Source organism: Myroides sp. C1519, from assembly GCF_038039755.1.
GTDB classification, from domain to species: Bacteria; Bacteroidota; Bacteroidia; order Flavobacteriales; family Flavobacteriaceae; genus Flavobacterium; species Flavobacterium phaeum_A.
This window is the reverse complement of the sequence record NZ_JBBPHM010000004.1, coordinates 20,985-38,116: the sequence shown is the minus strand read 5'-3', so window position 1 is coordinate 38,116 and position 17,132 is coordinate 20,985. Positions and strand designations below refer to the sequence as shown.

17 protein-coding genes and 1 tRNA gene are annotated in these 17,132 nt (G+C 34.1%); 8 read left to right on the top strand and 10 right to left on the bottom strand.

The features are described from left to right. Positions 1-361: 361 nt before the first annotated feature. The gene (locus tag AABL81_RS03785; RefSeq protein WP_158210869.1) at positions 362-1,453 is read left to right on the top strand and encodes a porin; all 1,092 of its coding nucleotides are present in this window, start codon (positions 362-364) and stop codon (positions 1,451-1,453) included. A gap of 111 nt (positions 1,454-1,564) precedes the next feature. Here the strand turns inward: AABL81_RS03785 and AABL81_RS03780 are convergent, their stop codons facing one another. The 3 genes from AABL81_RS03780 to AABL81_RS03770 form a co-directional block, all read right to left on the bottom strand. Further along, the gene (locus AABL81_RS03780) at positions 1,565-2,665 is read right to left on the bottom strand and encodes an enoyl-CoA hydratase/isomerase family protein (protein WP_341340378.1); all 1,101 of its coding nucleotides are present in this window, start codon (positions 2,663-2,665) and stop codon (positions 1,565-1,567) included. A 220-nt stretch (positions 2,666-2,885) separates the two neighbouring features. Continuing rightward, positions 2,886-3,542, bottom strand: a complete 657-nt coding sequence (gene fsa, locus AABL81_RS03775) for a fructose-6-phosphate aldolase (RefSeq protein ID WP_090408407.1) — start codon at positions 3,540-3,542, stop codon at positions 2,886-2,888. 84 nt (positions 3,543-3,626) lie between these two features. Then, on the bottom strand, positions 3,627-4,436 hold the full coding sequence (locus tag AABL81_RS03770; RefSeq protein ID WP_158210867.1) for an SDR family oxidoreductase: 810 nt from the start codon (positions 4,434-4,436) through the stop codon (positions 3,627-3,629). Between the two features lie 106 nt (positions 4,437-4,542). On the opposite strand from AABL81_RS03770, the gene AABL81_RS03765 reads away from it, so the two are divergent. Then, complete coding sequence (locus AABL81_RS03765; protein WP_341340377.1) at positions 4,543-5,565, top strand: M28 family metallopeptidase; 1,023 nt, start codon at positions 4,543-4,545, stop codon at positions 5,563-5,565. After that, entirely contained in the window at positions 5,562-5,855 is a 294-nt protein-coding gene (locus tag AABL81_RS03760) for a hypothetical protein (protein WP_341340376.1), read from the top strand. Before AABL81_RS03765 ends, AABL81_RS03760 begins: the two co-directional genes overlap by 4 nt. Before the next feature lie 893 nt (positions 5,856-6,748). Here the strand turns inward: AABL81_RS03760 and AABL81_RS03755 are convergent. From AABL81_RS03755 to AABL81_RS03740, 4 genes are all read right to left on the bottom strand, one after another. After that, positions 6,749-6,822 (bottom strand) — tRNA-His (locus AABL81_RS03755). A gap of 68 nt (positions 6,823-6,890) precedes the next feature. Then, positions 6,891-7,607: a bacillithiol biosynthesis deacetylase BshB1 gene (bshB1, locus tag AABL81_RS03750; RefSeq protein ID WP_158210864.1), complete on the bottom strand. Its 717-nt coding sequence runs from the start codon at positions 7,605-7,607 to the stop codon at positions 6,891-6,893. A gap of 134 nt (positions 7,608-7,741) precedes the next feature. Further along, positions 7,742-8,800, bottom strand: a complete 1,059-nt coding sequence (locus tag AABL81_RS03745; RefSeq protein ID WP_341340375.1) for a chorismate-binding protein — start codon at positions 8,798-8,800, stop codon at positions 7,742-7,744. Beyond that, the gene (locus AABL81_RS03740) at positions 8,800-9,243 is read right to left on the bottom strand and encodes a PaaI family thioesterase (RefSeq protein ID WP_158210862.1); all 444 of its coding nucleotides are present in this window, start codon (positions 9,241-9,243) and stop codon (positions 8,800-8,802) included. The genes AABL81_RS03745 and AABL81_RS03740 overlap by 1 nt, the downstream gene beginning before the upstream one ends. Positions 9,244-9,444: 201 nt before the next feature. Here AABL81_RS03740 and AABL81_RS03735 point away from each other — a divergent pair, with 201 nt between their 5' ends. The 3 genes from AABL81_RS03735 to AABL81_RS03725 are packed head-to-tail and all read left to right on the top strand — an operon-like array spanning position 9,445 to position 12,518. Then, entirely contained in the window at positions 9,445-10,017 is a 573-nt protein-coding gene (locus tag AABL81_RS03735) for an L-threonylcarbamoyladenylate synthase (RefSeq protein WP_341340374.1), read from the top strand. 19 nt (positions 10,018-10,036) lie between these two features. Beyond that, a complete protein-coding gene (locus AABL81_RS03730) occupies positions 10,037-11,470 on the top strand; it encodes a CCA tRNA nucleotidyltransferase (RefSeq protein ID WP_158210860.1) in 1,434 nt (477 codons plus the stop codon). A 13-nt stretch (positions 11,471-11,483) separates the two neighbouring features. Continuing rightward, positions 11,484-12,518, top strand: coding sequence for a COX15/CtaA family protein (locus tag AABL81_RS03725; protein ID WP_158210859.1), 1,035 nt, complete (start codon positions 11,484-11,486; stop codon positions 12,516-12,518). Between the two features lie 73 nt (positions 12,519-12,591). On the opposite strand, the gene AABL81_RS03720 is transcribed toward AABL81_RS03725, so the two are convergent. Beyond that, positions 12,592-13,440 carry an alpha/beta hydrolase family protein gene (locus AABL81_RS03720; RefSeq protein ID WP_341340373.1) on the bottom strand — a complete coding sequence of 283 codons (849 nt, stop codon included), beginning with the start codon at positions 13,438-13,440 and terminating at the stop codon, positions 12,592-12,594. Positions 13,441-13,554: 114 nt separating this feature from the next. Between AABL81_RS03720 and AABL81_RS03715 the strand changes: the two genes are divergently transcribed. Then, positions 13,555-14,202, top strand: coding sequence for a hypothetical protein (locus AABL81_RS03715; RefSeq protein WP_341340372.1), 648 nt, complete (start codon positions 13,555-13,557; stop codon positions 14,200-14,202). 54 nt (positions 14,203-14,256) lie between these two features. Here AABL81_RS03715 and AABL81_RS03710 read toward each other — a convergent pair whose 3' ends face one another. Continuing rightward, a complete protein-coding gene (locus tag AABL81_RS03710) occupies positions 14,257-15,204 on the bottom strand; it encodes a ketopantoate reductase family protein (protein WP_341340371.1) in 948 nt (315 codons plus the stop codon). 120 nt (positions 15,205-15,324) lie between these two features. Here AABL81_RS03710 and AABL81_RS03705 point away from each other — a divergent pair, with 120 nt between their 5' ends. Next, complete coding sequence (locus AABL81_RS03705) at positions 15,325-15,657, top strand: DUF4377 domain-containing protein (RefSeq protein ID WP_341340370.1); 333 nt, start codon at positions 15,325-15,327, stop codon at positions 15,655-15,657. 55 nt (positions 15,658-15,712) lie between these two features. Here AABL81_RS03705 and AABL81_RS03700 read toward each other — a convergent pair whose 3' ends face one another. After that, positions 15,713-17,053, bottom strand: coding sequence for an NCS2 family permease (locus AABL81_RS03700; protein ID WP_090410398.1), 1,341 nt, complete (start codon positions 17,051-17,053; stop codon positions 15,713-15,715). Positions 17,054-17,132 lie beyond the last annotated feature (79 nt).

The following is a 17,132-nucleotide window of genomic DNA, read 5'->3' as shown; positions in this document are numbered from 1 at the left end:
TATGTAAATTGTTTTAAGAGGTTACATACAAATTTATAAAAGCAAAAAATAAAATTATTCAACTGATTTAAAAGCTATTACTCTTTCAAAAAGAAAATCAATCTTCTTTTTATTACCCTATCTTATTTTTTGGTATTAAATTTGTTACAGGCTTAAAGCGTTTTTATCAAGATAAATGTGAAAAGACAAAATAAAGAGTAAATTTTATTTTTTATTCAAAACTTAAAAAGCGCACACTTTAAAGTGTTTTAAACACAAAAAACCATTTTAAACTTATAATAACAAAAATAATTAAGATAAAATACTCATTTTTTTATGAAAACATTATAAAAAAAATTATCTTAGCCAATAAATAATTGACATGATAAAGAGAAAAATATCACTTTTCCTATTGTTAGCGATGAGCACATCGCTTTATAGTCAGACAGATAGCATTAAAAAAACAGAACCTACTGCTCTATTTACAATCAACGGAAATAAAGACGTTGTAAATTACTTTAACTTGTATTTAGATAGTAGATATGATTTTAATACTACTTTTAATGGACAGCAAACTGATAATAGCAATTTTCAGGTAAACCAAACAAGAATGTACCTAACTACAAAGTTCTTAGATAAGGTAGAATTTTCTATGCGCTATAGTTTGCTAAATAACAATGACAATCCATTAGAGTTTGCAGTATTAGAATATTTTGCTAATGAAAAGTGGTCTTTTGCTGCTGGTCGTTTAATGACAGGTTGGGGATCTTTTGAAATTGATTATAATGGGGGTGAATTATATATGTACTCAAATATATACCCAGATATTGAGGTATATAGCAATGGTGCAAGTGTAAGTTACCACACTCCTAAAAGTACATATACCTTACAATTTATCAGTCCTGGTGATGGTTTTGTAGCTGAAAAATATAAAAACAAAGCTTTTGGTTATTTAGGATTATGGCAAGGTGAGTTGTTTGATGGTAAACTTAAAACAAGATATGGTTATGGTTTACTACAACACGATGCTTCAAGATATTATAACTGGGTAACTATTGGTAATAGATTAGACATTGACAACCTTCAAATTGAGGCTGATTGGATGTTTGGTTATAGAAACCTTAATTATAGTTCTATACTTGATTTAGAGAATGATTTAGGAAATACTTATATCAAAGACAACGCAACTACGTTAAGTTTAAAATATAAAATTGATAAAGTTGTTCCTTATGTAAAAGGAATGTATAGTAAGAGAAATGATTTAGACAACGGAAATGCTTACTCTGTAGTTGGAGTTCAAGGTGCTGTTGAATATTACCCATTCTCTGAACCTTTATTTAAAGACATCAGACTTTTTGCTTCTTACAATTATCAAAACACAACGTTTGATAAAAACTTAAGCAATTTAAGTGATTCACATCAACACCAAGTAATCTGTGGAGTGCGTTGGTTGGTGCCATTGGTTAAAAAATAGGCCATTATATAATTAGTGAAAAGCCGGAAGTAATTTTCCGGCTTTTTTATTATATTCTATTTTCAAAGTTTAGCTTTATAAAAAAAGCGAACTCAAAAGTTCGCTTATAATTTATACTAAGTGTTTTAACGGATGCGTATCTACTGTCCATAAAGGTGTAAAATAACTATCTACCCACTCTGCTGTTACTTCTTCAAAAGTAGCAGGTTGCCATTTAGGCGATTGGTCTTTGTCAACTAACAAGGCTCTAACACCCTCTGCAAAATCAGGATGTATAGAACATTGGCAAGACATATTTAACTCTGAACGGAAGACATCTGCTAAAGACATATTCTTATTTGAATTTAACTGTCTAAAAATGACGTGAGTCGAACTTGGTGAACCTGCCATAAACGTTTTTAATCCCCCTTCTATCCATTCGTCTTTCGCTTCATAGGATAGCAGTATTTCTCTGAATTGCTGAATCGTTTCTGCTGATTCAAATAGCTTTATAAATTCTTGGTGTTCTTGTGCTTGAGAAACAGGTTTAGCCGTTTTACGAGCCGCATTCTCTAAAATAGCATCTATAGTCGCTTTGTGGTCTTTAGTCCAATCAGCAGCAGCTAAAGCATCAATAACAACTTCTTTTTCTGATGATGCCATATAATAATCTGCTAAATTTAGAAATAATGCATCGGCTCCATCTAAGCGAGTACCTGTTACCCCTAAATAAACACCATAAGCAGACGGCATACGGTTTAGAAAATAAGTAGCCCCTACATCTGGATACAACCCAATGGTCACCTCTGGCATCGCTAATTTACTTTTTTCAGTAACAATACGGTGAGAAGCGCCAACTAATAAGCCCATTCCTCCTCCCATAACAATACCACTTCCCCACACTACGATAGGCTTAGGGTATTTGTGTATATTATAATCTAATTGATATTCTTTTAAAAAGAAATCGAAACACTTTTGAGGTACTTTTGTTCCGTCTATTTGACGTTGTTCTATAATAGCATCGTGCATCTGACGAACATCTCCTCCTGCACAAAAAGCCTTTTCACCTGCGCCTTGTAAGAAAACACAAGCAATATCATCATTCGTTTTCCAATCCTCTAATACTTTTGTCAACGCATCAGCCATAGGATAATTCAAAGAGTTTAGCGTTCTCTCTGAATTTAGTGTTATAATTCCAACCTTATTCTTTATCTCTGTAAGCAATAATTCCATACTGTAAATTACTTTTTTATTTCAAAGTTTTAAATTAGTGATTTTTGTGGAAAAACCGCTGTTAATTAATGATAAAATCACTTTAGGTAGTTATCTGTACTACTTAATTTCTCTAAAATCCTCTTATAAAACAAAGAAGAAAATTAGTACAAAAAAAAAGACAGCCCGAAAGCTGTCTTTTAATAGTTTGTAGTTTGTAATGTGTATAAGAATTTCCTTCTTATTTATTTCCTTTAGCGTAATCTGCTAAGAACTGAGCTAATCCATTGTCAGTCAAAGGGTGTTTTAACAATCCTAAGATAGCGCTCAATGGCCCAGTCATAACATCAGCACCAATTTTAGCACAGTTTACAATGTGCATAGTGTGACGTACAGACGCTGCTAATATTTCAGTATTAAATCCGTAGTTATCATAGATCTGGCGGATTTCTTGGATAAGAATTAATCCATCAGTAGAGATATCATCTAATCTACCGATAAATGGAGAAACGTAAGTAGCTCCAGCTTTAGCAGCTAATAAAGCTTGCCCAGCAGAGAATACTAAAGTAACGTTTGTCTTAATTCCCTTAGAAGAAAAGTATTTACAAGCTTTAATTCCCTCTTTTGTCATTGGTAATTTAACGACAATTTGTGGATGTAAAGCTGCAAGCTGTTCTCCTTCTCTAATCATTCCTTCGTAATCTACAGAAATTACTTCTGCACTTACATCACCATCTACAATCTCACAGATTGATTTGTAATGATTTAAAATGTTTTCCGCCCCTGTGATACCTTCTTTAGCCATTAAAGAAGGGTTAGTTGTAACTCCATCTAACACTCCCAGTGCTTCAGCCTCTTTAATCTGATCTAAATTAGCCGTGTCAATAAAAAACTTCATAATGATATACTATTATATTATGTTATGTTGTATGTCAAAAGTACAATTAAAATATTGCTAATACCCCATTTTAATTGACATTTTTTACCCTTTGATCTTATAATGCTTCATTAGCAATTTTTCATAAGTTTTCCCTGGCAGTATTTTTTTAAGGAATAGAGAGAACTTTTGTAATGGTTCACCTACTTTATAACGCACATCTGGTTTAGGCGTATTGATCACTTTATAAATAGCTTGCGCCATTTCAATTGGATTATTTCCTGCATCTACGTGTTCATCCATCATATCTAATGACATTTTGTAAATCTCCTTATAATCCGAGTTTTCTATTACTGGTGCGTGGTAGCGACCAGACGCTATATTAGTAGCAAAATCACCAGGTGCCACATTAGTAACTTCAATATTGAATGGTTTTAACTCCATTCTCAATGACTCTGTTATTATTTCTAACGCACTTTTTGAAGAAGAATAGATACCTCTAAAAGGCAATCCCATATAACCTGCAATAGACGTTACATTGATAATTAACCCTTGTTTTCTTTTACGCATAGAAGGAAGTACAGCTTTGATCACTTCAATTGGTCCAAACACATTTGTCTGAAAATTATTGAATATCTCTTCAGCCGGAATCTCCTCTATTGGTCCAGTAATTCCCACTCCTGCGTTATTGATTAAAACATCTATGTGTCCTTCTATCGCCAATACTTCATTGACAGAAGTAACAATGCTCTCTGTATTACGTACATCTAATTTCACAAGAGGAAACTTACTTTCCACTACCCTTTCAGGGTTTCTACTGGTTCCATATACTTTGTATCCTTTCAAAGTAAGAAACTCTCCAACAGATTTTCCAATTCCAGACGAACCTCCGGTAATAAAAACAACTTTACTCATTGATTTTTTAGTTTGAACAAAGATAACACTAATGTAATAAATCAAAAATCTAACATCCAATTTATCAATATGACTATCTTTACCAAAACAATTAGACAATCAAACCATGAGAAAAAGCACATTCCTATTAAGTGTTTTAGGACTAACTCTTTCGTTTACAAGCTGTAAAACATCTCACCCTACTGTTAATGTAACTCAACCCCAAACTTCTTATTGGGAAATGGTTAACCAAGACACGTTGGCGAAGCATTTAAAAGTGATCACTGCTGATGATTTTGAAGGTCGTCGTACAGGTGAAAAGGGACAAAAAAAGGCTACTGATTATATCGTTAATTACTATAAACAACGCAATATTTCCTTTCCTAATCAAGCGGATAGCTATACACAAGTAGTTCCTGCTTCGTTTATGTCAAAGGCACAAATGAAGTTAAAGGATAGTGAGAATATTTGGGCTTTTATTGAAGGTAGTGAAAAGCCAGATGAAGTACTTGTGATTACAGCACATTATGATCATTTGGGAATCTTAATGGGACAAATATATAACGGGGCTGATGATAATGGTTCTGGTACGGTTGCCGTAATGGAATTAGCGCGTTTATTCAAATCTCTTGCTAATGAAGGCATTAAACCTAAGCGCTCTGTGCTATTTTTACACGTTACGGGTGAAGAATTTGGATTGTATGGTTCGCGTTATTATGTAGAAAATCCGATTATTCCTTTAAAAAACACAATTGCCAATATTAATATTGATATGATTGGTAGAAAAGGGAAAGAATACAAAGGAGATAGTGATTATGTATATGTAGTTGGTGCAGATAAGTTGAGTTTAGAGTTAAATGAAATGTCTGAACAAGCTAACAAAGAATCAGTTAATCTCGACTTAGATTATGCGTACAATGCAGAAGACCATCCAGAGCAAATCTATTACCGTTCTGACCATTATAGCTTTGCTAAGCACAAAGTACCTGCTATGTTTTATTTTAACGGTACACACGAAGATTATCACCTTCCTGGAGATACCTTTGATAAAATTGATATGCATCTGCTAACACAGCGAACTAAACTTGCTTTTGCTACAGCGTGGAAAATATTAAATGCTCCTGAGCGTCCTAAACTAATTAAGCCATGAAATTAAAAATGAAATGGATTAAAACAATAGACATCAGTTTGTTTATCCTTTGTTCTATTAATCTTATTTTATGGATAATGAGAAGTTTGTATGTTATCGAAGCCTACACTTCTACTCCGTTTGAATGGATTTACGACAACTTATTTATCCCTATGGTCATTGGTGTGTTTTTATTGCCAACTTTAGTGATAGCAACTTTAATAAATAGAAAAGTAGAACTACAATCGTTTACATTTCTCTCGTTAAAGTGTATTGCATTGACTGTTTTATTGATTTTAATCTTAAAATAAAATTAAGGCATTGTTTTTTAGCAATGCCTTTTTTCTTTCCAAAAAGAGCTTTGTTTTTTTATAGTTTACTATACTTCAAAGAATACATCCTATTTGCTCAAAGTATTTTCTTCATTTTTTAAATACTATACGCACTATTTAATAGGGCTTCTTTAAGAACCTTTCAAATGAAGTAATAAGAATATTTATTTACACTTTTATAGAAAACCATCTCAATCCCTTATAAACACTGGACTTAACCAGTATTCGTTACTATCCCATACGGCATTAAGTCGTAATTACCTCGTAATTAAGTCGTAATTCGTTCGCGAAAAAGGCCTTTAGGTGAGGTAATTACGACTTATTTACGGCTTATTTGCGACTAAATGTCATTTAAAACCCTTTCAATCCCTTTGAACATAAGGGATTGAAGACAATTGTGTAAAAAGTGGGACGGAGTTTATAGTGCATATGATGTCATTTGATAGCAAATGATGTCAAAATAACCGCTTTGCCAATTTCTTTGTTTGGGCAATTTCTACTTTTGCATTAGATATAACAGACATTTGTTTTGCTTATCAACCCAATACAAGCTTGCTAAGTTCTTTGATATCCTAATAAAACATAAATATCCGTTTAGTATTACTCAACTATGGTTTTAATTTTAGTCGTACCATATTCGAGACTGACACCACACAAATTCGAGAGATGTTCGGAAAACACCCCCTGTTTCCGAGCGAATGTGGGCGTTGTGTCGAACTTGTCTCGAACAAGGTGTAAATAAAATAGCTGTAAGCCTTGTGTTTGCTGAGATGTAAGAGAAAGTAATTATTAAATTTAGGAATATAAAAAAGAGATACTAAAATGAAAAGGCACAAAAAAAAGGATATCTTTTACAAGATATCCTTTGGTTGGGTGACTAATGGGTCTCGAACCCACGGCCTTCGGAACCACAATCCGACGCTCTAACCAACTGAGCTATAGTCACCGTGTATCTGTTTAACGGTTGCAAATTTAGCGCTTTTTCTATACTTGTCAAGCTTTTTCGTAAAAAATTTACACTAAATCTGCTAACGTATTGACTGCTAAATATCTTTCAACTGTAAATCCTTCTGCAAAATCTTTATTTATTAGCCTTCCCAGGTCCTGCGCACGATAAGTAATGCTATCTAAGAAGTTTTGTGAAGTGATTGGCGTCGTCGGTTCTTTCGAATTTTTATCAAAAAACTGTGTCCCGTATGCTAATACTGATTCTACCTTTTTGTCCATATAGCCAGTTACGTCAACAACAAAGTCTGGTTCTATGTTTTTCCACTGAATATAGTGGTAAACAACCTTAGGTCTCCAAGCTTCTTGTTCTACTCCATCTACCGTTGTTTCAATCTTGCGCAATCCTGATAAAAAGCAAGCATCAGAAACAAGTTTACTACCTTTTCCGTGGTCTATATGGCGATCGTCAATTGCATTACACAAAACAATCTCGGGACGGTATTTACGGATCATTTTAATAACCTCTAATTGATGTTGTTCATCGTTTACAAAGAATCCATCTCTAAATGCAAGATTCTCTCTGTATTGTACGCCTAAGATTGCAGCGGCTGCTGTCGCTTCTTGGTGGCGAATCTCAGCAGAGCCTCTTGTTCCAAGTTCTCCTCTTGTCAAATCGACAATAGCTACTGTTTTTCCTAAGTCTATTTCTTTTGCAATTGTTGCCCCTGCTCCCAATTCTACATCGTCTGGATGAGCACCAAAGGCTAATATATCTACTTTCATTCTATGTTGTTTATTATTGTTTGATACAGGCTAATCAAAAGCTAAGCTTAGGCTAACTTCTGACTGACCATTCGTGCAATAAAGTACTACTACTCTACTTGCTTATAAGTTCATTAACCTAAGAGTAAAATTGGTTAATGAAGTATTTTCTTCATTGTAGAAGATTTGTTCACCGTTTCTATAAACTCACTTTGAGGATCGCTATCTTTAGTAACACCACATCCAATATACAAATTGGCAAATCCTTGCTCAATCTCCATACAACGCAGGTTTACATATAAATCTGTTCCTTCTATTTCTTGAGCAGCGACATCACAATTTAGTTCCCCTAAATACCCAGCGTAATATTTTCTATTGTATCCCTCCTCTTTAAGCAAGTATTCTCTTGCTTCCGTCTTTGGCATACCACATACTGCTGGTGTTGGATGTAAAGCCTTAACAATAGGCTCTAAATCGGTTTGCTTTAAGCTTGCTTCTACAGTTGTGCAAATATGCATCACTTTCGCAGCGCGCTTTGTAAATGGTTCTGATGTAACCACATTTGTAGCAAATGGATTAAGTGTTTCCACAATAAAATCAGTTACATACTTCTGTTCTTCTTGTTCTTTTACTCCCCAAACGACTTCTTCTTGCCCGTGGTTTACTTGTGTACCAGCTAAGGCCATTGTGTGCAACGTATCTCCCTTTATCGACAATAAGCTTTCTGGTGTTGCACCTACCCATAAACCAACTTCAGGGTGGTAAACCATTGAGCAAAATGCTGTTGGATAAGTAGAAGCTATCTTTTGAAATAAAGCACAAACATCGACAAGTTCAAACGGAACTGCCTCTTTACGGGAAGGGACTACCTTTGCAAATTGTCCTTCTTCAATAGCTGTAATACATCTCGTTACCAAGCTCTCAAAAGCTTCCCCAGCCTCTCTATCTTGATAGTTTAATGTTATTTCTGGTAAATCAATAGATTGGTTTTCAAGTTGCTCTGTCAAAATTGCTGATTCTGCCAAAGGAATAAGTAGTTTAACTCCCTCGTAAAAAGGAGCTAATACAAAACCATTTTCCTCAAAAGTTTCAACTTGGTGTAAAGTGTACGTTTTCTGAAATAACCCAATTCCAACAGAAGAATTAGGTTTGCGATAAACAGCAAAAGGTTTTTTGTCAGCAAACTGTTTCGCTAAACATTTGAATAAATACATTATTTCGTTTTATCTATAACTATATTAGTGATTTTACAAATAGAAACTAAGACGTCATTCTCGTCTGTAATACGGATTTCCCATAAGTGTACCGTTCTACCTCTGTGCAAAAGTCTTGCTGTACCAAAAACGTGTCCTGCGCGCTTGCTTTTCACGTGATTAGCTGAGATTTCTATTCCTCTAATTTCTTGTGTTTTAGGATCAATCAACATCAATGACGCCCCACTTCCTAAGCTTTCCGCTAAGGCAACAGAAGCACCACCGTGCAATAATCCCATTGGTTGATGTACACGAGGATTTACGGGCATTTTAGCCACTAAAAAATCAGGTCCCGCATCTATATATTCTATTTCTAATGTTTCCATTAAAGTGTTTTTCGACACTTCGGCATACATTTTTAATATTTCTTCTTTATTGAATTCTTTCTTTATCTTGTTGCTCATATCCTTACAAAATTAGTTCTTGCCTAATAACTCGGTCTTAAATTTAAAGTAAAATTAATCACCAATTCTTAAATATAACATAATTCTTACCTTTTTCCTTTGTTTATCGACTTTAATACAGATTATGGCCTTATACTATTTTATATTTTTTGTACTTTTAGCCTCGCATTTACGAATGCCTTTTTAACAATACAAAACACAATGGAAGATATCCAACAAGAAGTACATAAAGCTTACGAAGTAATTAAAAACGGAGGTATAATTCTTTACCCTACAGATACTGTTTGGGGAATTGGATGTGATGCCAGTAATCCTGAGGCCGTTAAAAAAATATATGCGCTTAAAAAGCGTGCAGAATCAAAAAGTATGATTGTATTAGTAAACGGAGATCGTTTATTTCACAACGTATTTAACAATGTTCCAGAGGTAGCTTGGGAAATCCTTGATTGTAGTGAAAAACCGACAACATTGATTCTTGACAATCCTAAGAATGTAGCGAAAGAAGTTATTTCAGGCGACAATTCTTTGGGTATTCGCATTGTAAATGAACCTTTCTGTTTTAGATTAATCGAGCGTATGAAACGACCTTTAGTTTCTACTTCAGCTAATATAAGTGGGGCACCATCACCAAGTAATTTCAAGGAAATTTCAAAAGAGATAATTGACGGAGTTGATTATGTCGTAAATTTGCGTCGTGACGAGATGAAGTATGTAAAGCCTTCAACAATTATTAAACTAAAAGAAAACAACCAAGTTACTATTATTAGAAAATAATAATAGTTTTCATTTTACCATGAACGAGACCCCTATATATAAAGAAGCCTTAACACATTCGATATTTGATTATGTTTCAACAGCAGCCCAAGAATTAAATGTCGATTGCTACGTTATTGGTGGCTTTGTAAGAGACTTTTTATTAAAACGTGATTCTAAAAAAGATATTGACATTGTTGCTGTTGGCAGTGGAATTGAATTAGCGCTGAAAGTTTCACAGCTTTTACCAAACAAACCAAAAGTTCAAGTATTTAAAAATTACGGTACTGCAATGCTTCGCTATGAAGATATTGATGTAGAATTTGTAGGTGCGCGAAAAGAGTCATATCACTTTGATAGCCGTAAACCGGTTGTAGAAGATGGGACTTTAGAAGACGACCAAAATAGACGTGATTTTACGATTAACGCCTTGGCTCTTTCTTTAAACAAGGACAACTTTGGTACACTTGTAGATCCTTTTAATGGGGTTGAAGATTTAGCGAATAAAATTATACGTACTCCTCTTGATCCAGATATTACTTATTCTGACGATCCTTTGAGAATGATGCGTGCTATTCGCTTTGCTACACAGTTAGACTTTATCATTGAAGAAAAATCATTTGAATCGATTACAGCAAATCACAAACGCTTAGAAATTATTTCTGGTGAACGTATTGTAGATGAGTTGAATAAAATATTAATGGCTGATAAACCTTCTAAAGGATTTTTATTGCTTTATAAAACAGGACTTTTAGATTTGATCTTACCTGAATTAACAGCATTGAATCAAGTAGAAGAAATTGAAGGTCATACACATAAAAATAACTTCTACCACTCTCTTGAGGTAGTTGATAATATCTGTCCTAACACAGACGACTTGTGGTTGAGATGGTCTGCTCTTTTACACGATATTGGAAAAGCACCTACAAAACGCTTTTCTAAAAGAAATGGATGGACTTTCCACGGACACGAATTCTTAGGAGGGAAAATGGTAAAAACGATATTTACTCGTTTGCACATGCCATTAAACCAAAAGATGAAGTTTGTACAGAAAATGGTGGCTATGAGTTCAAGACCTATTGTTTTAGCTCAAAAAGAAGTAACGGATTCTGCTGTACGTCGTTTAGTTTTTGACGCTGGAGAAAATGTGGAAGACTTAATGACATTGTGTGAAGCGGATATTACGACTAAGAACCCTAACAAGTTCAAAAAATACCACAATAACTTCAAAATTGTAAGAGATAAGATTGTAGAAGTTGAAGAGCGCGACCACGTTCGTAACTTCCAACCGCCTATTACGGGAGAAGAAATTATGGAGATCTTTGGTTTAAAACCGTGTAGAGAGATTGGTTCTTTGAAAGAGTCTATTAAGGAAGCTATTTTAGAAGGTGTTATACCGAATGAGTACGATGCTGCTTATGAGTATATGCTTAAGAAAGCTACTAAAATGGGATTAAACGTTGTCAATAAATAATTTACAAAATAATATGAAAAGCTATTTTTTACCCTTAGCTAAGACTTCCCTAATATTAGTTTACTTGGTAATTTTTGCAGGAGCTGCTGTGAGAATGACTGGTTCTGGTATGGGATGTCCAGATTGGCCAAAGTGTTTTGGTTACTACATTCCACCAACGGATATTGAAGTAATTCAATGGCACCCTAACCACGATTTTGAAAAAGGGCAAATGATTATTCACGAGAGCAGTTTGTGGAAAGCGAAAGAAACGTTTACAACGACAGATAGCTACGATGAAAGTCATTGGGAGAAATATACACGCCACGATTATGCGGAATTTAATGCAAAGCACACGTGGACAGAATATGTTAATAGATTATGTGGTGCTTTAGCTGGCTTAGCTTGTTTAGTTATGGCTATTGCTTCTTTCTCTTTTTGGAAAACACGTAAGGGCATTACTTTAGCTTCTTGGTTAGTGGTGTTCTTAATGGGATTCCAAGCTTGGTTAGGTGCAACTGTTGTTTATTCAGTGCTTAATCCATTCAAGATTACAACGCATATGGTGATGGCTTTAGTAATTGTAGCTTTAATTATTGCTATTATTAGAGCAGCTAAAGACCAAACAGTGATTAAACAATACGATGGTAAGTTTAGAGTACTATTAGTTATCTCGTTAATTATGACTTTAGGACAAGTAGTTCTTGGAACACAAGTAAGAGAGTTTATTGATGAGCAAGTGAAAGCTGGAATTGGAAACGAATACTTATGGCTAAACAATCCAACGATTGAGTTCTACATCCACAGAAGTTTCTCTTTCATCGTTCTATTCTTAAATATGTATTTATTCTATATCAATAGAAAATTAGGATTAGGATTTGAAAAAATGAAATGGGTAATGATTTTATTAATCTTAGAGGTGTTTACAGGAGTTTTAATGTACTACGTACACTTCCCATTTGGTTCACAAGCAGCACACTTAGTAATCGCATCTATTTTATTTGGAGTACAATTCCAATTACTTTTAGAGGCAAGAAAATGTTACTACTGCGGTAAAAGCGAAATCTAAAAAATAGTAAAACCTATAAAAAAGGGGTTATTTTACAGTGTAAAATAACCCCTTTTTGTTTTTATAAGGAAGACTAATTGTTCTTCGTATCTTGAATAAACTTCGCTGTATCTTCTGCTACTTGTTGTAAGTGCTTTGGTAATTTCTTTTCTGTATACGGGTGTTTAGCACCAAATACGTGATCTGCACCATCAATTACATCTAAGAGTGAGCTTGAGATCCATTGATGCAACAATTGTGCTTCTTTCAAATTTACAGCCGGATCATTTGTACCTTGTACAATTAGCGTAGGCTTCTTTAAATGCTGTGCTGCTGTTTGTACGTTTAAGACCTTTTCATTTTCCTCATAATCCTCCCAAAAGGTAAAATAGTGAGGCATTTGCTGTTTTGTACGCCCATTTTCACTGTAAAAAACACCTTGTTCTTTCCATTCTTCAAAACGAGCTCCGTGTGGAAAACGCTTTCTGAAGTCAGATACACCAGCCCAAGTAATTACACCTTTAACATCGGCATTGTGATAGCCTTGTAAAACAACAGCTCCTCCCCCTCTACTGTGTCCAATCAAATAGATATTCGCAGCATCTACCTGAGATAACTTTTTATAGTGATTTATAACCTCTGTAAGGTCATTTTGTTCTTGTGTATAGGTATTGTGTCCAAAGGCCTCTAAATCGTCAAATTCAGTAGGCTTATCGATTGTTGTACCGTTTAATGTAAAGTTGAACTTTACAACAAAGCAACCTGAATTAGCAATATAATCCATCGCAATATGCCAAGCTCCCCAATCTTTAAACCCTTTGTAACCGTGACAAAATATTACTAAAGGCAACTTCTCATCACTTGCTGGATAGGCATAATCAGACAATATCTTTGTAGATTCTGTTTGTATTATTACACTATCTTTTATCAAATTTTCTTTCATACTCAATTTTTATTTTAACACTCAATAGTCAGCTTTTATAATTATTTTAAAACTATATTAATTAAATTAGCTGATAAACTTATAAATTATAATCACTAATAAAAACAAGGTATTATGGAAAGATGCATTAACACTTACCGCAATTTAAGTAAACACTTAAAGTTTTCATTTTTATTTGCTTTTACTCTCTTAGGTCTTACTGTAGTGAACGCCCAAGAGCAAAAGGATTTTAAAGTTAAGAATACTACTATCGAGTATCAGATTAATAAGAATACTAAAGATAGTGAATTAGAGCAGATAAAAAAAGAAGTTAATGATGAAAAGATAGCAAACCTCGTTTTCTCAGGTGTAAAGCGTAATAATAAAGGGGAAATGATTGCTATTAAAACACAATTTAAAGATGAAAGGGGATCTTCTCAGTCTAAATCGGAATACAATTCAATGGGAATAAATCCTTTTTCTGTTGTTATTCACCACAAAGATAATGGCGAAAAGTATTTAGAAATTGGAGGAATCAATCCAACAAGTTCGTTTGGCTCACAAGCTGCTTTTATGCAAAACCCATTTGGAAGTATGCTACAGGAACAAGAAAGCGAGAGTTTCTTTGCAAATGATATGATGGAGCTAATGAAGTCAATGCAAGAAGATATGCGCAATCAACAAGAGTCGTTTATGAAACTAATGGAAGGAATGCACAAAGAAAATGATACAGCAACTGATAAAACAAAAGAAGCTGTAAAAACAAAAGAGAGTAAGAAGTAATATTCTTTTAAAAACACAAAAGCCTCTGTCGATTAAACAGAGGCTTTTGTATTTTTATTTTAAATAGTTCTTTCCTTTTCGCATTTGTAGCGACTCAAACATTTTAGTGTACACAGGCGTTTCTAAACGCAGTTCTTTACCTTGTTCTACCATATATCCGCTCATTATGTTTAATTCATTGTGCTCTTTGCCTGCTAAGAAATCACTGTGCATAGACGTTGTTGATTCGTATGGAATAGCACATAAACGGTCTTCAATAACACTGACAATATTATCTTCTAAATGAACACCTTTACCAATAGCAATTTGTTCAGCTTCCGTTAACAATGCTACTACCTCTTCTCTGTGGTCTTTCATTATAACCCCAATTGGGCAATTATAATAAGAAGTAGCTGTTGCCGAAGCAGAGACTAAAATATACTTTTCCCATATTTCTGTGCTAATCTTATCAGAGGTAATTGCTTTAATACCCGCTTCTTTCATAATTGTTTGCAACTGTGTCATAGCATCAGTAATGTTATTATCGATACCAAATAACACTTTTTGACGACCACTTGGGTTTTCAATAACTCCCGCTTCTTTTAAACGAGAAACGATATAAGTACACCCTTCCCATACTGTTGCTTCATCAAAATAGTTGTGCAGTTTCTCATATGCTTCTACCCCATTCAATAAAGGTAAAATAACGGTATTCTTAGAAACACACACTTTCATTTTTTCTAATGTATCCTCTAAGTCATAGCCCTTTGTAGCCATGATTAAATAATCCGTATGCCCTATTTCAGTGAAGTTATCTGTAGCTAAGTGTGGTTTACCTACAATTGTATCATCCCCCGAAATAACGGTAATTCCTTTTGCTTTGATTTGCTTTAAATGCTCTCCTCTTGCTACAAAACAAATCTCAACATCATTACTTTGCTCGTATTTATGAGCTAATAGTCCACCATAAAATCCACCTACACCACCAAGTCCTACTATTGTAATTCTAACCTTATTGTCCATATTTTGTTTTGGTTTATAAATAATATCCCCAAGATAATAAGAAATGGCTTATTTCAAGAAAGGTTTATGATATTTTGTGACTTCCTTTTTGTTTATATTTGATTATCAAAAAATTAATGAATGAAAAACTATTTAATCACAACAAGTATATTAGTAGCAATGCTAACAAGTTGTTCTACAAACGACGATGACAATACTATTACAACTAAAGAAATGAACGTAGAAGTTCAGCCTTATGTAGTTATGATGAGTCCAGGACCTTTTAGTGGTACACAAGAAATCCCTCATCTTGTTTTAATAGAAGAAAAGACGAATAAGAAGCATTATACTCCAGGCATAGAGGGATTTGATTATAAAGAAGGAACTAAGTATAAGTTGAGAGTTAAGTTTACACTTGACAAAAGTATTATGGATAGCGGTGGTACATATAAGCTTATAAAAATAATAAAATAGAAGTAAAAAAAAACGGAGGCATTAGCCTCCGTTTGTCTATTATATACTCGTAAAATTACGATGCTGTAACTACGTCTAAAACTATCTTAAGTAAGAATAATATAGATAGAACGTAAACAGTTGGTGTAATATCTTTGTGTTGTTTTGTCCCTAATTTCAAAATAGTAAAACTCAACATACCAAATACAATTCCTTCCGCAATACTATATGTGAACGGCATAAATACGATAGTTAAAAATGCTGGTAACGCCTCTGATAAATCGTCAAATTTAATATTGACAACAGAACTAATCATAAATAATCCTACAATAATTAAGGCTGGTGCTGTTGCCGCAGCTGGAATCATTAAGAAGATTGGTCCTAAAAATAACGCTAAAGCAAACATAATAGCTACACTAACTGCTGTAAGACCTGTTCTACCTCCTGATGCTACTCCAGACGCACTTTCAACATAAGATGTAACTGGACTTGTACCTAACATAGAACCTATTGTAGTTCCCATTGCGTCAGTAAATAAGGCTTTCTTCATTTGTGGAAAATTACCATCTTTATCAGCTAAGTTTGTTTTTGAAATAACCCCGATTAGTGTTCCAACGGTATCAAATAAGTTAACAAATAAGAACGTAAATACAACTACTAACATATCTAATGAGAAGATTTTATTCCACCCTTCTGCTGTAAACATTGGTTTGATAGCCTCTCCAAAAATAGGTTCTATTGATGGTGGTAAATCAACAATACGCGATGGTAAAGTAATATCACCTAAGATTAATCCAAAGATAGTTGCACTTAAAATACCAAATAAGATTGCTCCATTCACGTTGCGTATAAGTAAGATTCCCGTAACAATTAATCCCGTCATTGTAATCCATACAGAATGTTGACTAAAATCTCCTAAGCGCACTAAGGTGTTAGGGTCAGCAACGACAACTCCTGCACTTTTTAATCCGATTAAGGTAATGAAAAGACCAATACCCGCAGGGATTGCTTCTTTCAATACTTTCGGAATACTGCGTACAATTAGCTCGCGAACATTAAAAAAGGTAAGAAGTAAAAAGATTATTCCCTCTATAAAAACAGCTGTAAGTGCAAACTGCCACGTATATCCCATTGTTAAAACCACAGAGTAAGCAAAGAAACTGTTTAACCCCATTCCTGGTGCTTGGGCGATTGGCAATTTAGCATAGAATCCCATTAAAAGCGTTGCTGCTATAGTTGCCAAAGCGGTAGTAGTAAATAAAGCGTGTCTGTCCATTCCAGCGTCTGCCAAAACGTTCGGATTTACTACTAAAATATACGACATAGTAAGGAACGTAATAATACCTGCTATAAATTCTTTCTTTATAGAAGTACCATTGCTACTTAATTCAAAGTAGCGTTCAAGAAAATTTTTCATTTTGTGTTGTTGCGTTTAAGCAAACAAAAATAGGAAGTTTTCTACAAAACTTCCTATTCTTTAAACAATTATATTTAAG

What these genes read in the sequence shown, in the direction of transcription:
- AABL81_RS03725 (WP_158210859.1), top strand. Translation starts at nt 11,484, where the DNA reads ATGAAAAGCTATTTTTTACCCTTAGCTAAGACTTCCCTAATATTAGTT.
- AABL81_RS03770 (WP_158210867.1), bottom strand. Translation starts at nt 4,436, where the DNA reads ATGAGTAAAGTTGTTTTTATTACCGGAGGTTCGTCTGGAATTGGAAAA.
- AABL81_RS03735 (WP_341340374.1), top strand. Translation starts at nt 9,445, where the DNA reads ATGGAAGATATCCAACAAGAAGTACATAAAGCTTACGAAGTAATTAAA.
- AABL81_RS03740 (WP_158210862.1), bottom strand. Translation starts at nt 9,243, where the DNA reads ATGAGCAACAAGATAAAGAAAGAATTCAATAAAGAAGAAATATTAAAA.
- AABL81_RS03765 (WP_341340377.1), top strand. Translation starts at nt 4,543, where the DNA reads ATGAGAAAAAGCACATTCCTATTAAGTGTTTTAGGACTAACTCTTTCG.
- AABL81_RS03780 (WP_341340378.1), bottom strand. Translation starts at nt 2,665, where the DNA reads ATGGAATTATTGCTTACAGAGATAAAGAATAAGGTTGGAATTATAACA.
- AABL81_RS03785 (WP_158210869.1), top strand. Translation starts at nt 362, where the DNA reads ATGATAAAGAGAAAAATATCACTTTTCCTATTGTTAGCGATGAGCACA.
- AABL81_RS03720 (WP_341340373.1), bottom strand. Translation starts at nt 13,440, where the DNA reads ATGAAAGAAAATTTGATAAAAGATAGTGTAATAATACAAACAGAATCT.
- AABL81_RS03730 (WP_158210860.1), top strand. Translation starts at nt 10,037, where the DNA reads ATGAACGAGACCCCTATATATAAAGAAGCCTTAACACATTCGATATTT.
- AABL81_RS03760 (WP_341340376.1), top strand. Translation starts at nt 5,562, where the DNA reads ATGAAATTAAAAATGAAATGGATTAAAACAATAGACATCAGTTTGTTT.
- bshB1 (WP_158210864.1), bottom strand. Translation starts at nt 7,607, where the DNA reads ATGAAAGTAGATATATTAGCCTTTGGTGCTCATCCAGACGATGTAGAA.
- AABL81_RS03700 (WP_090410398.1), bottom strand. Translation starts at nt 17,053, where the DNA reads ATGAAAAATTTTCTTGAACGCTACTTTGAATTAAGTAGCAATGGTACT.
- AABL81_RS03705 (WP_341340370.1), top strand. Translation starts at nt 15,325, where the DNA reads ATGAAAAACTATTTAATCACAACAAGTATATTAGTAGCAATGCTAACA.
- AABL81_RS03710 (WP_341340371.1), bottom strand. Translation starts at nt 15,204, where the DNA reads ATGGACAATAAGGTTAGAATTACAATAGTAGGACTTGGTGGTGTAGGT.
- AABL81_RS03715 (WP_341340372.1), top strand. Translation starts at nt 13,555, where the DNA reads ATGGAAAGATGCATTAACACTTACCGCAATTTAAGTAAACACTTAAAG.
- AABL81_RS03745 (WP_341340375.1), bottom strand. Translation starts at nt 8,800, where the DNA reads ATGTATTTATTCAAATGTTTAGCGAAACAGTTTGCTGACAAAAAACCT.
- fsa (WP_090408407.1), bottom strand. Translation starts at nt 3,542, where the DNA reads ATGAAGTTTTTTATTGACACGGCTAATTTAGATCAGATTAAAGAGGCT.